Below are 13,550 nucleotides of genomic sequence, written 5' to 3'. Positions count from 1 at the left end.
GGGCCGGGGAGTTCGAAGGCCACCGGCCCGCGCGCGAACCTTGTTCCTGCGGCCCTGCAAGGGGAGGGCTATCGCGGTTGCTGCAAGGGGCCGGCGGCACCTCATTCCCGCGAAGGCGGGAATCCATTGCCCTCGGCGCTGGGGAAAGAGGCGCCAATTCAGCGCCAATGGATCCCCGCCTTCGCGGGGATGACGTGGTATTTTGTTCGATGCGATTGCCCTGCCTAACCGGGAAAAGCTCCAGCCTCACGCCATCGCCCTGGCGCGCTCCTCCACCAGCCGTTCGAACATGGTGAGCGGCATCGCGCCGAGGCGGATCACCTCGTGGAACTGCTTGAGGTCGAACTTCGGCCCCGCGATCTTCTGTGCGTTGGCGCGCGCGCGGGTCCAGGCGATGTGGCCCAGCTTGTAGCTGCACGCCTGGCCCGGCTGGGTGCAATAGCGCTCCACCTCGCGCTGCGAGCGCGCGCGCGGGAAGCCGGTGGTGGCGACCAGATAGTCGGTTGCCTTTTCGCGGCTCCATTTCTGCGTGTGGATGCCGGTATCGACGACGAGCCGGGCCGCACGGAACAGGAAGGACTGGAGATAGCCAGCGCGTTCAAGTGGCCCGTGATAGGCGCCAAGCTCATCCGCCAGCTGCTCGGCGTAGAGTGCCCAGCCCTCGGTATAGGCGCCGAAAAAGCCCATCTTTCGGATCAAGGGGCCTTCGGCTGCCTGCGCGGTGCTGATCTGCAGATGATGCCCCGGCAGCCCTTCGTGGAAGGTGAGCGCTGGCAGCGAATATTTCGGCCAGTCGGCAACGCTCTTCAGGTTGATCCAGTAGATTGCCGGGCGCGAACCATCGAGCGCCGCGCGGCTGTAATAGCCGTTCGACGCACCGTCCTGGATTTCGACGGGCACGGCGCGGATTTCGAGCGGCGCCTTGTTGGGGTTGAGGAAGGCCTTGGGCAGCAGCGCCGCGACCTCGTTCACGCCCTGATTGAGGCTGGCGAGCAGCGCTGCGCGGCCGGCCGGGGTGTCCGCATAGAGCTGATCGGGCCGGGCGTTGAGCGCTGTCAGCCGCTCGCCGACGCTGCCGCTGCCCATTCCCTGCTGGTTCAGGAGCGTATCGAGCGACGCGCTGATCTCCGCGACCTGTGCAAGGCCCATCCTGTGGACCTGATCGGGCGTGAAATCGGTGGTCGTCGCCTGGGCGAGCGCGGCGGCATAGATCTCCTGGCCGCGCGGCACGTCCCACAGGCCCGCCGATGTGCGGCCCTTGGCGTGGAGATCCCGGATCAGCGCGATCTGCCGGTCGAGCGCAGGATAGACCTTCTGCGCAACGATCGTCGCCGCGCGGCCTTCCCAGTCGCCGGGGATGCCCTTGTCGCGGGTGCGCCGAACGATCGATTCGGTGAGCGTGTTCGCGGCTGGTGCCGGCGCGCGCAGCTTGGCCATCTGCGCCAAAGTGAGTTCCAGGCAGAAGCCGGGTGCGACCAAACCGCGGCCTGCAGCTTCCTTCTGGTCGGCCGTATCCTGGTCCAGCGTGCCGGCAAAGGCATCCAGCCGATCGAGATAGGCCTCGGCATCGTCCTGGGTGACGATGGTGTGGCTGGTGTTGAGGAAATCCGGCGTCGAGAAATAGGCGCCGCCCTGTTGGAAGATCGGGAACGGCCGCCCGACCGAATCGATCTGGAAGCGATCCTGCGGCACCGTCGCGCCGCGCAGCGAATAGAGCACGACCTCGCGGTCAAGCCGAGCGCCTTCCGAAAGGCTGTCGGGCGCAAAGGCTTCGATCTTGGCGATCGCCGCCTTGGTATCGGCGAGGTTGCGGGCCTTGGCCGCGGGGCTGGTGTCGCTCAGCTTGTGTTTCAGCGCGGCGTTGGGTCCCTTGTCGAACCCGAGCGAGGTGGCGAATTCGGGGGAGCGCTGGATTCGGGCGGCGACGATCTGGTTATAGACGGCGTTGATTTCGGCATCGCGGGTGCCGGCCACCGCCGCGCGGGCGGCCGCGGGGAGCAGCGCTGCCAGGGTGGCGGCACTAGACGATCCGAGAAACTGGCGACGATCCATTTGGTGCTTCCCCCTTGTAGAATGGGGGAGCGTAAGCAGCTCTAATTGCTGGTACAAGCGGAGATGGCCGATTCGGGTCAGACCCGTTCGGCCCCGCTGACCGCATCCGCTGCCCGAAGCGCGGCCAGCAGCTTCATCAGATGGGCGGCGTTGCGCACCTCCAGATCGATCGTGTTGGTGTGGAAGGTGGTGTCGCGATTATCCAGGCGCAGGCCCAGGATGTTCGCCTTGTGCTGGCCGATCAGCGTTGCGACCGTACCCAGCGCGCCGGGTTCGTTCTTCAGCGTCACCGCGATTTCCGCCACGCCGCCATCGGCTTTGTCGCCCCAGGTGAGGTCGACCCAATCGGCCTCTTCCACATCGGCCAGGCTGGGGCAGTCGATGCGATGCACCACGATCGGCTGGTCGGGCTGCCGGACGCCGACGATGCGATCGCCCGGCACCGGCCGGCAATCCTCGGCAAAGGTGAAGGCGACGCCGGGGGTGAGACCCTTGATATCGATGGCGTGATGCTGGGGCGGCAATTCCTGGTCGTCGCCGCTGGAGGAACCGGGCATCAGCGCTTCCATCACCTGCCCATCGGTGAAGTTGCGGCGGGCGATCGCTTCCATCAGCGCGGCCTCGTCGGGCAGCTTGAGCCGTTTCAGCGCATCCCCCAGCGCGGAATCGCCGGGAGCGACCGGCAGGCGGGCAATGATATCCTCGTACAGCTTGCGGCCAAGGCGGATGGTTTCGTCGCGCTCCTTGATCCGCAGGTGGCGGCGTATCGCGGCGCGCGCCTTGCCGGTGATGGCGAAGTTCAGCCAGTTGGGCTGGGGTTCCTGCGCCTTGGAACGCAGGATCTGTACCTGATCGCCCTGCTCGATCTCCGTGCGCAGCGGCACGACCCGGCCGTTGATCTTCGCGCCTACGGACTGATCGCCGAGATCGGTGTGCACGGCATAGGCGAAATCCACCGGCGTCGCCCCCTTGGGAAGCTGGATCAGCTCGCCCTTGGGCGTGAAGGCGAAGATGCGATCCTGATACATCGCCATCCGGGTATGCTCGAGCAGCTCTTCCGGGCTTTCGGCGTGTTCCAGGATCTCGATCAGGTCGCGGATCCAGCTGACCTGGGTATCGGGCCGGACCGAGCTCTGCTTGTAGGCCCAGTGCGCCGCCAGGCCGAATTCGGCCTGGGCATGCATGTCGCGGGTGCGGATCTGGATTTCCACGCGCGTATCGGCGGCGTGGATGATGGTCGTGTGCAGCGAGCGATAGCCGTTGCGCTTCGGCGTGGAGATATAGTCCTTGAACCGGCCGGGAACCATCGGCCATCGCCGGTGGATCACGCCCAGCGCACGATAGCATTCCTCCTCGGTATCCACGATCGCGCGGAAGGCCATGATGTCGGACAGCTGCTCCAGGCTGACATGCCGTTCCGACATCTTCTTCCAGATCGAGAAGGGGTGCTTCTCGCGCCCCGAGACCTCCGCCTCGATGCCGCCGCGGGCGAGCAGCTGCCGCAGCCCGCCGGAAATGCTCTCAATGCGGTCTACGCCCTCGACGCGGAAGCTTTCCAGCCGCCTTGTGATCGATTCGAACGCCTCCGGCTCCAGTTCGCGGAAGGCGAGCGTCTGCATCTCCTTCATGAACTCGTACATGCCGATCCGCTCGGCGAGCGGGGCATAGATATCCATGGTCTCGCGGGCGATGCGGCGGCGCTTCTCCTCCTTCTTGATGAAGTGGAGCGTGCGCATGTTGTGCAGACGATCGGCCAGCTTCACCAGCAGCACGCGGATATCGTCGGACATCGCCAGCAGGAACTTGCGCAGATTCTCGGCCGCGCGTTCGCTCTCGGTCTGCGCCTCGATCTTCGAAAGCTTGGTCACGCCATCGACCATGCGGGCGACATTGGGGCCGAACAGCCGCCGGATCTCCTCCGGCGTCGCCACCGTATCCTCGATCGTATCGTGCAGGATCGCGGTGGCGATCGTTTCCGCATCGAGATGCAGGTCGGTCAGGATGCCGGCCACTTCGATCGGATGGCTGAAATAGGGGTCGCCCGAAGCCCGTTTCTGCGAGCCATGGGCGTTCACCGAGAAGACATAGGCGCGGTTGAGCAAAGCCTCATCGGCCTGAGGGTCGTAGGAGAGGACCCGATCTACAAGTTCATACTGACGCAGCACATCCCTAGATGAAGCCGGGCGTGGCCAATTTGCAACCCCGTCGCCGCGCCAAATTCAGAGCGGTGCACCAGAGTGTTGCACTTTGCCATCATCCTTGGCCCGAAAGTCACAGCAACGGGGCGTTGCCCGGTGCCGGTTTCGTTCGCGCGGATTATGCGGTAGCATGGTGCCATGGAGGATCGTGCTCATCCGATGCCCTGCAGGCCCCGGCCGACGTGCAGCCTGCCGGCAGCGTTGGAAGCGGTGGGCGAGCGGTGGTCGTTCCTGATTCTTCGCGGCGCCTTCAACGGGATCCGCCATTTCGAGGAATTCCATTCGGAGCTGGGTATCGCCCGCAATATCCTGGCCAACCGGCTGGCGCGTCTGGTCGAACACGGCATCCTGGTGCGCGAACCGTGCGACGACGATCGGCGGAAAGTGGAATATCGCCTTACCGAGAAGGGGCACGCCCTGCTGCCGACCATGGTGGCGCTGCGCCAATGGGGCGAACGCTGGGAAACCGGTGTTCCGGCGACGCCGATTCTGGTCGATGCACGCGATCGCCAGCCGATTGCGCCCGTGACGGTGCAGGCGCGGGATGGGCGGGTGCTGGGCCGCGGCGATCTGCTCTGGGCGCTGCCGGAAGATATTTCCCCAGCGCTCGCCGCCGAATAGGTTGCGGCCCGCGCTACATCAGTTCCAGAGCCGCGCCCGATACGCATCGAAACAACGCGCGCCGCAACGCAGCCGGATCAGCGCGCCTTCGGCCATGGCCGTCGCGCGGCGGGGATCTTCCGCCACCGCGGGGCGGATCGCCTCGCGGTTCCAATCCTCGCTATGCTTGATGTCCAGCACGGCATGAAGCGTGAAATAGCGCGCTTCCTTCGGGCTCAGCCCCACGCGCTTCAATCCTTCCGCCACCAGCGCCGATCGGCCGGGTGCGGTAAGCTCAATCACACCGAGCGCGCCGACCGAGTGCCAGGCGTAGCGGCGGTTGGTGGCCATCGCCGTCATCGCATTGGCCAGCGCCAGGCTTTCCCAGACGGTGTTCTCGATCACCGGCTGCACCGCCAGTGTATCCACCAGCGCATCGAGCATCGGGCCATGCATGCCCTTTTCGGTGCCATGGCCCATTTCGTCCCAGTAATTGCGCGCCAGTTCCAGCTTGGGGCGGGTCGGCAGCTTGACCTGCGTCATCGCGACCAGATCGTCGAACCCGGCCTCGCCGGCAGCTTCCTGCTCGAAAAACCATCGAAGCTGGTCCCGTTCCGCCGATTGCGCCAGCCATGGGAACAGCGGATCGCCCTGGCCCGGTCCTGTCGCCTGCAGCGCTTCGAACCATGCGATGAAGCCGTCGACATCGGTAGGGGCCGCGGCAGCTTCGGTGGCCACATCGGCGCGCAGTTCTTCGAGGAAGGCGCCTTCCAGACGGTGCATCCGCACATCGCGCTCCAGCCGCCGCTGCCAGTCGGCGGAAGGAAAGCCGGGTTCGAGCCGTTCGCGGTTCCAGTGCGCGAGGCCGCGCTGAAAGCTGTCGGTATGAAATTGCGAGCGCATAGTTGGCGCGAAATCGCGCACGACGGTTGCCATGGGGAAATTCTCCTGCCTGGCGGGCTCAACCGTTGGCGGTACGGCAGGGTTCCAATCCAACATCGTTATACATCAAAGACTTGGTGGATTTCGTCGGCCCTGGAAGTGTCGCGTGCGCAGGGTGCACCCAGGGAACCCAAGTAGGTAATTGCAACAATTGCATCCCGGTCGATAGGGCTGCATCGCCGCCTGCGTCGCACCCATAAGAGGTTCCATGTCCCGTATCGCGCACCCCGGACTTGCCGCCAATATCACCACGGCGGAGCACGCCGCTTCATTCATCGCCGATGGCATGGCGGTGGGGATGAGCGGCTTCACCGGTTCCGGCTATCCCAAGGCGGTGCCGATCGCGCTCGCCGCGCAGATCGAGGCGGAGCATGCCGCCGGCAAGCCGATGCGACTGAAGGTCTGGACCGGCGCCTCCACCGGCCCGGAACTGGATGGGGCACTCGCCCGTGTCGACGGCATCTCGGCGCGGCTGCCCTATAATTCCGATCCGATCGCCCGCGAGAAGATCAACGCCGGCGAGATGGATTATGTCGATCTCCATCTCAGCCAGGTCGCGCCGCTTGCCTGGGAAGGCTTTCTCGGCCAGCTCGACGTGGCGGTGATCGAGGTTGCCGGCGTCCGCGAGGACGGATCGCTGATCCCGTCGACCTCGGTCGGCAACAACAAGACCTGGCTCGATTGCGCCAAGCGGGTGATCCTGGAGGTCAATTCCTGGCAGAATCCGGCGCTGGAGGGGATGCACGACATCTATTACGGCACCGCGCTGCCGCCCAACCGCGTGCCGATTCCGCTCACCGCACCCGACCAGCGCATCGGACAGCCGACGCTGCGCTGCGATCCGCACAAGGTGATCGCCGTCGTCGAGACCAATGCGCCCGATCGCAACCTCCCCTTCGCGGCCCCCGATGCGAGCGCCCGCGCCATTGCCGGCCATCTGATCGAGTTTTTCCGCCACGAAGTCGGCAAGGGCCGGCTGCCACCGTCGCTGTTGCCGTTGCAATCGGGGGTAGGCAACATCGCCAATGCGGTGCTCGCCGGGCTGATGACCGCGCCGTTCGAGAACCTGACCGCCTATACCGAAGTGCTGCAGGATGGGATGCTGGACCTGCTCGCCAACGGGAAGCTGCGGATGGCAAGCTGCACCGCCTTCTCGTTGAGCCCCGTCGCTGCCGAGCGGCTGAACGCCGATCTCGATCGGTTCCGTGATCGCATCCTGTTGCGCTCGCAGGAAATCAGCAACCACCCAGAAGTGGTGCGCCGGCTCGGCTGCCTGGCAATGAACGGGATGATCGAGGCGGATATCTACGGCAACGTCAATTCCACCCACGTCATGGGTTCGCGCATCCAGAACGGGATCGGCGGATCGGGTGATTTCGCGCGTAACGCCTATATCTCGATCTTCATGTCGCCCTCGACGGCGAAGGGCGGGGCGATCTCCGCGATCGTGCCCCATGTCTCCCATGTCGATCACATCGCGCAGGACGTGCAGGTAGTGGTGACCGAGCAGGGATTGGCCGATCTGCGTGGCCTGGCACCGCGCAAGCGCGCGGAACTTGTGATCGAAAATTGCGCCCACCCCGATTTCCGCCCGATGCTGCGCGCGTATTTCGAACGGGCGCTGGCGGGCAGCTACGGCAAGCAGACGCCGATGCTGCCCGGGGAGGCCCTTGCCTGGCATCAGCGGTTCATCGAGACCGGGACAATGCGCGGCTAGTCCGGCCTCGTTCCGCGCCGGCAGTTTGCGCCAGACGGCGGTTTTACTGTGCGGGCGCGCTTTCGCCTTTTGGGGGAAGGCGAGAAGCCTGTGCTTCAGTCGCGGTGGTGGCGGACATAGGACAGAATGTCCTCCGGCGTACGGAACAGCGCATCGGGGGTCATGCCCTTCAGCAGATCCTCCGCGGCATAGCCCCACAGCACGGAGCCGGCGCGCATCCCCACTTCGCGCGCGGCATCGACATCGCGGGTCTCGTCGCCGATCGCCAGCGCGGCGTGCGGTTCGACGCCCATCTTGCGCAGCACCCGGCGGAATTTCGGCGCCTTGCCGAACAGCGAGGAGCCGCATGCATAGCAATGTATCTGCGCGGCATGGCGCGGCCCCAGAATCTTGCGGGCATTGGCTTCCGAATTGGAGGTGACCAGTGCCAGCTTCACCCCGGTTTCCGCCAGCCGTTCGAGCAGGTTCGGCGTGCCGGGGAACAGTTCGATCCGGTGGGCCTCGCGGCTCACCAGCTTGCGGACATAGCGGGCGATCCACGGCATCTTCCAGCGGGCGATGCCAAGGAACTCGATCACCTCGCGCGAGCTCTTGCGGCGGAGCAGTTCGACTTCGTGGGGGGCGATCTTGCGGAAGCGAAAGCGTTCGGCAAGATCGTTGGCAATCGAGACGAACCAGTCGCCACTATCGGAGAGGGTGCCGTCGAAATCGAAGACGACGAGGTCCAGGGGTCGGGTCGCGATGGCGCCCGTCTTAGCCATGTCCGCTACCAGTTCCATGCATCCGGCACTCCGCCCCGTTGCCTAACTCAATCTGTACTGTGCTGTGTTCGATCTGGAAATCGTGCGCGAGTACCTGTTGAAGATGAATCAGGAATGCGTCACCTGGATGACCGTCCGGCATTACCAGATGGGCGGTAAGCGCCGCCTCGGTCGTGCTCATCGGCCAGACATGGAGATCGTGGACGCGGTCGACACCGGGCTGGGCGAGCAGCGTCTGCTCCACGGCGGCCAGGTCGATGCGGTCAGGCACCGCCTGCAGCGCCATCGTCAGGGACTCGCGCAACAGGCTCCAGGTCCCGAGCAGAATGACGGCGACCACCACCAGGCTCATGACCGGATCAATCCATCCCGCCCCGGTCCACCAGATCAGCGCGCCGGCGATCACGACCGCTGCCGACACGGCGGCATCGGCGGCCATGTGCAGATAGGCGCCGCGAATGTTGATATCTTGGTCGCGCCCGCGGGCGAAGAGCAGCGCGGTGCCGAGATTGACAACGATGCCGGCGCCGGCCACCAGCATCACCGGGATCGGCGCGACGACGGGCGGATCGGTAAGGCGCTGGATCGCTTCCAGCAGGATCGCGCCGACCGCGACCAGCAGCAGCAGCGCATTGGCAAGCGCCGCCAGGATCGACGAGGCGCCCAGGCCATAGGTGAAGCGCGGGGTGGCGGGACGCTTGCCCAATTCGGCGCCGACCCATGCGATCAGCAGGCCGAGCACGTCGGAAAGATTGTGCCCGGCATCCGCCAGCAGGGCCATCGATCCGGTCCAGATGCCGGCGCCGCCTTCGATCAGCACGAAGCCGATGTTGAGCGCCATGCCGATCGCGAAGGCGCGACCGAAATCGGCCGGTGCATGGCTGTGGCCGTGATGATGGCCATGGCTGTGCCCATGCCCATGCCCGTGATCGTGGCCATGGTGGTGCGCGTGTGAGTGATTCCCGGACATGCCCGGCAATCCTAGCGGGCCTGCGGGATGTGATGCTAGCCCATTGCGCCAAATGCCCTGGCGTTCAGCGGCGGCCGCGTTTGCCCATCGGATTGAAGGCGGGCGGCCGGATCGTCACCAGTTCGCTGCGTTCGATCACGCCATCCCTGTTCTTGTCGAACCGGGCGAAGATATCGGCGAAACGATCCTGGAACTCCGCCCAACTCACCTTGTTGTCGCCGTCGCGATCGAGTTCGAACGGGCTGGGAAGCGTGTTGCGATCGCCCATCCAGCGCAGCGACCAATCCGAATAGGCGATATAGCCCAGGCTGCCGATGTGCCCGGTATCGGCGCTGTCGAAGCTGCGCTTGAGCCCTGCATCGAATTCGGCGCGGGTGACCCGCGCATCGCCATCGGCATCGAAACCGGCGATCAGCAGCGCCACCGGTTCGGCGATCACCGTCGCCTGGGGCTGCGGGGCGGGCGTGCCGGGCGCTATCTGGGGTGCCGGTGCCTGCTGCGCTGCAGCGGGGAGAGCGGCGGTGCAGGCGGCGATCAGCAGGAACAGGCGCATCGAATCCCCTTTAGCGGGCAGGCAATAACAGGCTGGAATCACCATAGCTGTAGAAGCGATAGCCGGTTTCGATGGCATGGGCATAGGCTGCCTGCATCCGATCGAGTCCCATCAACGCGGAGACCAGCATGAACAACGTCGAGCGCGGTAGATGGAAGTTGGTGACCAGCCCGTCCACGCCCTTGAAGCGATAGCCCGGCGTGATGAAGATCGCGGTGTCGCCCTCGAAGGGCTCAATCACGCGGTCCGCATTGGCCGCGCTTTCGAGCAGGCGCAGGCTGGTGGTGCCCACCGCGACGATGCGGTTGCCCGCCGCACGCACGGCGTTGAGGCGATCGGCGACCTCGGGGGTGATGCGGCCCCATTCGGCGTGCATCTTATGGTCTTCGGTGTCCTCGGCCTTGACCGGCAGAAAGGTGCCGGCGCCGACATGCAGGGTCAGCGTGGTGTGGCCGATGCCTGCAGCTTCCAGCGACGCCATCAATTCCGGCGTGAAGTGCAGCGCGGCGGTGGGTGCGGCGACGGCACCCGGCTCGGCCGCGAACATCGTCTGGTAATCCTCGGCATCGCGTTCGTCGGTCGGGCGCTTCGAGGCGATATAGGGCGGCAGCGGCATCCGGCCGCAACGCTCGAGCAGCAGTTCGACCGGCTCGTCGCCCTGGAAATCGAGCGCGAAGCTGCCATCGTCGGCGCGGTCGGAGGCGATGGCGACCGCGTTCGGACCGAAGTCGATCGCGTCACCGTCGCGCAGCCGCTTGGCGTTGCGGATGAACGCGCGCCAGCGGCGGGGGCCCTCGCGCTTGTGCAGCGTGGCGCCGATCCGTGCCTCGCCGCGCGTGCCTTCCAGCTGGGCGGGTATCACGCGGGTGTCGTTGAACACCAGGCAGTCGCCGGGGCGGAGCTGCTGTGCCAGATCGCGGATGATCGCGTCGCGCGTCTCCGCCCCGTCCAGCACCAGCAAGCGGGCGGAGTCGCGCGGCGATGCAGGGCGCAGCGCGATCCGGTCTGTCGGCAGTTCGAAATCGAAAAGGTCGACGTTCACTGGAACCTACGCGATCACTTCTTCTTCGGCGCCGGCTTCTTGGCTGCTGCCGGGGCCGGCTTTTTGACGGGCGGCTTTGCCGGGGCCTCCGGCAGCAGCATCGGCGCGGCGGTGGCAGGCACGGCCGGTGCCAGGGGCTGATAGGCGGGCGGATTGTCTGATTCGATATAGGCGTGGATGATCACGGTCGGGTTCTGCGGCGGCTCGCCGCGCTGGATCTTGTCGACCCATTCCATGCCCGAGATGACGCGCCCGAACACCGTGTAATCGTGATCGAAGGCCAGCTTCGGCTGCATCATGATGAAGAACTGGCTGTTCGCGCTGTTCTGCGCTTCGGCCTTCTGTTCGGCGGTGGCATTGTCCGGTGCGCCGCGACGGGCGGCCGAAACGGTGCCGCGCACGTGCGGCAGCGAGCTGAACTCCGCCGGCACGTTCGGCAGATCCGAATCACCGGTGCCGTCGCCCTTGGGATCGCCGCCCTGGGCGATGTTGTAGGGATCGTCGACCACGCGGTGGAAGGTAAGGCCGTCATAGAAATGACGACGCGTGAGCGTCTTGATCCGCTCGACCATCTTGGGCGCTACGTCCGGACGCAGGCGGATCAGCACGCGGCCGCCGGTCGACAGATCGAGCACCCAGGTGTTTTCGGGATCGGCCGGCACCACCACGGACGGGCGGGTGGCGGAGTCCGCATTCACGCCGCGAAACGGCTCGATCACGGGTTTCGGCTTCCCGCCACCCTGGGCCAGCGCCGGAACGGCAAACAGCGTGGCAGCCATGGCGGCCAATGTGGCTAGGAAACGCATCGAACTTCCCACTCGTTTTCTGGTGAAGGCGCGGCTCTACCCCAATCCCCGGATGCCGCAAAGCCCGGCGGGTGCAACGTCTTCAGCGGCTGCCCTTGCGCCCGATCATGTCGATCCGCGCAACGACATCCGCTTGCACCGACGGTGTGACGAAGCGATGGATCGGCCCGCCATACATCGCGATTTCCTTGACCAGCCGGCTGGCGATCGGCTGGAGCGAAACGTCCGCCATCAGGAAAACCGTTTCGATCCGGTCGTTGATCTGCTGGTTCATGCCGGCCATCTGATATTCATACTCGAAATCGGCGACGGCCCGCAGACCACGAATGATCACGCTGGCCCGTTCGCGCTCGGCAAAGTCCATCAACAGCGAATCGAAGCTGACGACGGTGATGTCGCCATCGATCTCTTCGACCTCGCGGCGCACCATCGCCATCCGTTCCTCTACCGTAAACAGCGGCGACTTGGAGAGATTGGTCGTCACTCCGATGACCAGCCGGTCGACGAGCTTCGCGCCGCGACGGATGATGTCCATATGGCCGCGCGTGATCGGATCGAACGTGCCGGGATAGACACCGATACGGGTATGCATAGAGGGGCCCTCCCCGGGCTTAACGATCGCGTTCCAACGTGAAGCGGGCAATGTCGCGCAGCAGATCCGCCTCCGCGCCGAAGGCATGGAGGTGCGCAATGGCCTGATCGACCAGCATCCGGGCCTGTTCGCGCGCGCGATCGATACCGAGCAGCGACAGGAAGGTTTCCTTGCCCGCTGCGCCGTCCTTGCCGAGCTTCTTGCCGACTACCGCCTCGTCGCCTTCGGCATCGAGAATGTCGTCGACGATCTGGAAGGCGAGACCGATGTCGCGGGCATAGCCGCGCAGGCCGGTGCGGCCTTCATGGGGCACGCGGCCGAGGATCGCGCCGCACTCCACCGCGCAACTGATCAGCGCGCCGGTCTTCAGCGCCTGGAGCCGGGTGACGGTGGCGAGATCGAAGCTGGCCTTCTCCGCTTCCAGATCCATCATCTGGCCGCCGGCCATGCCGGCAGGACCCGAGGAACGGGCGAGTTCGGAAATCAGTTCGACGCGGACGAACGGGTCCGCATGGGTCGCTTCGTGCGCGAGCAGTTCGAAGGCGAGGTCGTGCAGGCAATCCCCCGCCAGGATGGCGGTGGCCTCATCGAACGCCTTGTGCACCGTCGGCTTGCCGCGGCGCATGTCGTCATCGTCCATCGCCGGCAGATCGTCATGGATCAGCGAATAGACATGGATGCATTCGAGCGCGGTGGCGACGCGCGCAGCGCAGCTCTTGTCGACCGCGAACAGCTGGGCGGTGGCGAACACCAGCAGCGGGCGCAGCCGCTTGCCGCCGCCGATCGCGGCGTGGCGCATCGCGCGGTAGAGGTCGGCGCGGGGATCGTCCGGCACGTCGAGCAGCCGGTCGAACTGGGCGTCGATCTCGGCCGCGACCTGGCGCAGCGCCGATTCGAGCGCGAGCGAAGCATGCGTCACGCTCGCCACGCCTCAGCCGGCCGCGAAGGGGGTGGTGCCGCCGGCGCGTCCGTCGGCATCGGTGCGGATCGCCTCGATCCGGGCCTGCGCCGCGTCGAGACGGGCGGCACATTGCCGGCGCAGCTGATCGCCACGCTCGTAGAGGTCGATCGCCTCCTGCAAGGCCGCTTCCCCGCTCTCGAGCCGGCTCACGATCTTCTCCAGTTCCTTCAGCGCCTCTTCGAAGGACAGCGCCGTGATGTCTGCTTGGGTAGCCATGCGCTCGCTATGCGGCACGGCGGGGCCCGATGGCAACCGGGGCCCGTCGGGTATTTGTGCGAAGTCGAAAGGAACAGCGTGCTACTCGGTTGTCATCCCGGCGGAAGCCGGGATCCATTGGGGTCTCCGTCGCCGCTTTT

The 13,550-nt window shown here is 65.7% G+C and carries 13 protein-coding genes; 2 read left to right on the top strand and 11 right to left on the bottom strand.

The features are described from left to right. Window positions 1-246: 246 nt before the first annotated feature. Together DD559_RS11185 and DD559_RS11180 are read right to left on the bottom strand one after the other, a co-directional pair. Entirely contained in the window at window positions 247-2,052 is a 1,806-nt protein-coding gene (locus DD559_RS11185; RefSeq protein ID WP_116469240.1) for a DUF885 domain-containing protein, read from the bottom strand. 77 nt (window positions 2,053-2,129) lie between these two features. After that, a complete protein-coding gene (locus DD559_RS11180) occupies window positions 2,130-4,217 on the bottom strand; it encodes a RelA/SpoT family protein (RefSeq protein ID WP_116469239.1) in 2,088 nt (695 codons plus the stop codon). Between the two features lie 192 nt (window positions 4,218-4,409). Here DD559_RS11180 and DD559_RS11175 point away from each other — a divergent pair, with 192 nt between their 5' ends. Beyond that, window positions 4,410-4,871: a winged helix-turn-helix transcriptional regulator gene (locus tag DD559_RS11175; RefSeq protein ID WP_206364492.1), complete on the top strand. Its 462-nt coding sequence runs from the start codon at window positions 4,410-4,412 to the stop codon at window positions 4,869-4,871. A gap of 18 nt (window positions 4,872-4,889) precedes the next feature. On the opposite strand, the gene DD559_RS11170 is transcribed toward DD559_RS11175, so the two are convergent. Beyond that, window positions 4,890-5,786 (bottom strand): iron-containing redox enzyme family protein, encoded by an 897-nt coding sequence (locus DD559_RS11170; RefSeq protein ID WP_116469237.1) that lies wholly within the window; start codon window positions 5,784-5,786, stop codon window positions 4,890-4,892. A 214-nt stretch (window positions 5,787-6,000) separates the two neighbouring features. Between DD559_RS11170 and scpC the strand changes: the two genes are divergently transcribed. Then, complete coding sequence (gene scpC, locus DD559_RS11165) at window positions 6,001-7,509, top strand: succinyl-CoA:acetate CoA-transferase ScpC (RefSeq protein WP_116469236.1); 1,509 nt, start codon at window positions 6,001-6,003, stop codon at window positions 7,507-7,509. A gap of 95 nt (window positions 7,510-7,604) precedes the next feature. Here the strand turns inward: scpC and DD559_RS11160 are convergent, their stop codons facing one another. The 8 genes from DD559_RS11160 to DD559_RS11125 all read right to left on the bottom strand — a co-directional run bounded on the left by DD559_RS11160 (window position 7,605) and on the right by DD559_RS11125 (window position 13,410). Next, window positions 7,605-8,270, bottom strand: a complete 666-nt coding sequence (locus DD559_RS11160) for an HAD hydrolase-like protein (RefSeq protein ID WP_240610216.1) — start codon at window positions 8,268-8,270, stop codon at window positions 7,605-7,607. Further along, window positions 8,263-9,240 (bottom strand): cation diffusion facilitator family transporter, encoded by a 978-nt coding sequence (locus DD559_RS11155; protein WP_116469234.1) that lies wholly within the window; start codon window positions 9,238-9,240, stop codon window positions 8,263-8,265. Before DD559_RS11155 ends, DD559_RS11160 begins: the two co-directional genes overlap by 8 nt. Window positions 9,241-9,304: 64 nt before the next feature. Next, window positions 9,305-9,793: an EF-hand domain-containing protein gene (locus DD559_RS11150; RefSeq protein ID WP_116469233.1), complete on the bottom strand. Its 489-nt coding sequence runs from the start codon at window positions 9,791-9,793 to the stop codon at window positions 9,305-9,307. A gap of 10 nt (window positions 9,794-9,803) precedes the next feature. Further along, window positions 9,804-10,835, bottom strand: coding sequence for a tRNA preQ1(34) S-adenosylmethionine ribosyltransferase-isomerase QueA (gene queA, locus DD559_RS11145; protein ID WP_116469232.1), 1,032 nt, complete (start codon window positions 10,833-10,835; stop codon window positions 9,804-9,806). 14 nt (window positions 10,836-10,849) lie between these two features. Further along, the gene (locus tag DD559_RS11140; protein ID WP_240610215.1) at window positions 10,850-11,641 is read right to left on the bottom strand and encodes a peptidylprolyl isomerase; all 792 of its coding nucleotides are present in this window, start codon (window positions 11,639-11,641) and stop codon (window positions 10,850-10,852) included. Between the two features lie 82 nt (window positions 11,642-11,723). Further along, a complete protein-coding gene (gene coaD, locus DD559_RS11135; protein WP_116469230.1) occupies window positions 11,724-12,233 on the bottom strand; it encodes a pantetheine-phosphate adenylyltransferase in 510 nt (169 codons plus the stop codon). Between the two features lie 19 nt (window positions 12,234-12,252). Next, window positions 12,253-13,161 (bottom strand): polyprenyl synthetase family protein, encoded by a 909-nt coding sequence (locus DD559_RS11130; protein WP_116469229.1) that lies wholly within the window; start codon window positions 13,159-13,161, stop codon window positions 12,253-12,255. Between the two features lie 3 nt (window positions 13,162-13,164). Then, window positions 13,165-13,410, bottom strand: a complete 246-nt coding sequence (locus tag DD559_RS11125; protein ID WP_116469228.1) for an exodeoxyribonuclease VII small subunit — start codon at window positions 13,408-13,410, stop codon at window positions 13,165-13,167. Between the last annotated feature and the right edge of the window lie 140 nt (window positions 13,411-13,550).

This window comes from Sphingomonas pokkalii, from assembly GCF_003096275.1.
GTDB lineage: Bacteria > Pseudomonadota > Alphaproteobacteria > Sphingomonadales > Sphingomonadaceae > Sphingomonas > Sphingomonas pokkalii.
This window is presented reverse-complemented; position numbering and strand designations above follow the sequence as displayed.

Coding starts and splice junctions, on each gene's coding strand:
- DD559_RS11170 (WP_116469237.1), bottom strand. CDS start 5,786: ATGGCAACCGTCGTGCGCGATTTCGCGCCAACTATGCGCTCGCAATTT.
- coaD (WP_116469230.1), bottom strand. CDS start 12,233: ATGCATACCCGTATCGGTGTCTATCCCGGCACGTTCGATCCGATCACG.
- DD559_RS11150 (WP_116469233.1), bottom strand. CDS start 9,793: ATGCGCCTGTTCCTGCTGATCGCCGCCTGCACCGCCGCTCTCCCCGCT.
- DD559_RS11140 (WP_240610215.1), bottom strand. CDS start 11,641: ATGCGTTTCCTAGCCACATTGGCCGCCATGGCTGCCACGCTGTTTGCC.
- DD559_RS11185 (WP_116469240.1), bottom strand. CDS start 2,052: ATGGATCGTCGCCAGTTTCTCGGATCGTCTAGTGCCGCCACCCTGGCA.
- DD559_RS11160 (WP_240610216.1), bottom strand. CDS start 8,270: ATGGCTAAGACGGGCGCCATCGCGACCCGACCCCTGGACCTCGTCGTC.
- DD559_RS11125 (WP_116469228.1), bottom strand. CDS start 13,410: ATGGCTACCCAAGCAGACATCACGGCGCTGTCCTTCGAAGAGGCGCTG.
- DD559_RS11155 (WP_116469234.1), bottom strand. CDS start 9,240: ATGTCCGGGAATCACTCACACGCGCACCACCATGGCCACGATCACGGG.
- DD559_RS11175 (WP_206364492.1), top strand. CDS start 4,410: ATGCCCTGCAGGCCCCGGCCGACGTGCAGCCTGCCGGCAGCGTTGGAA.
- scpC (WP_116469236.1), top strand. CDS start 6,001: ATGTCCCGTATCGCGCACCCCGGACTTGCCGCCAATATCACCACGGCG.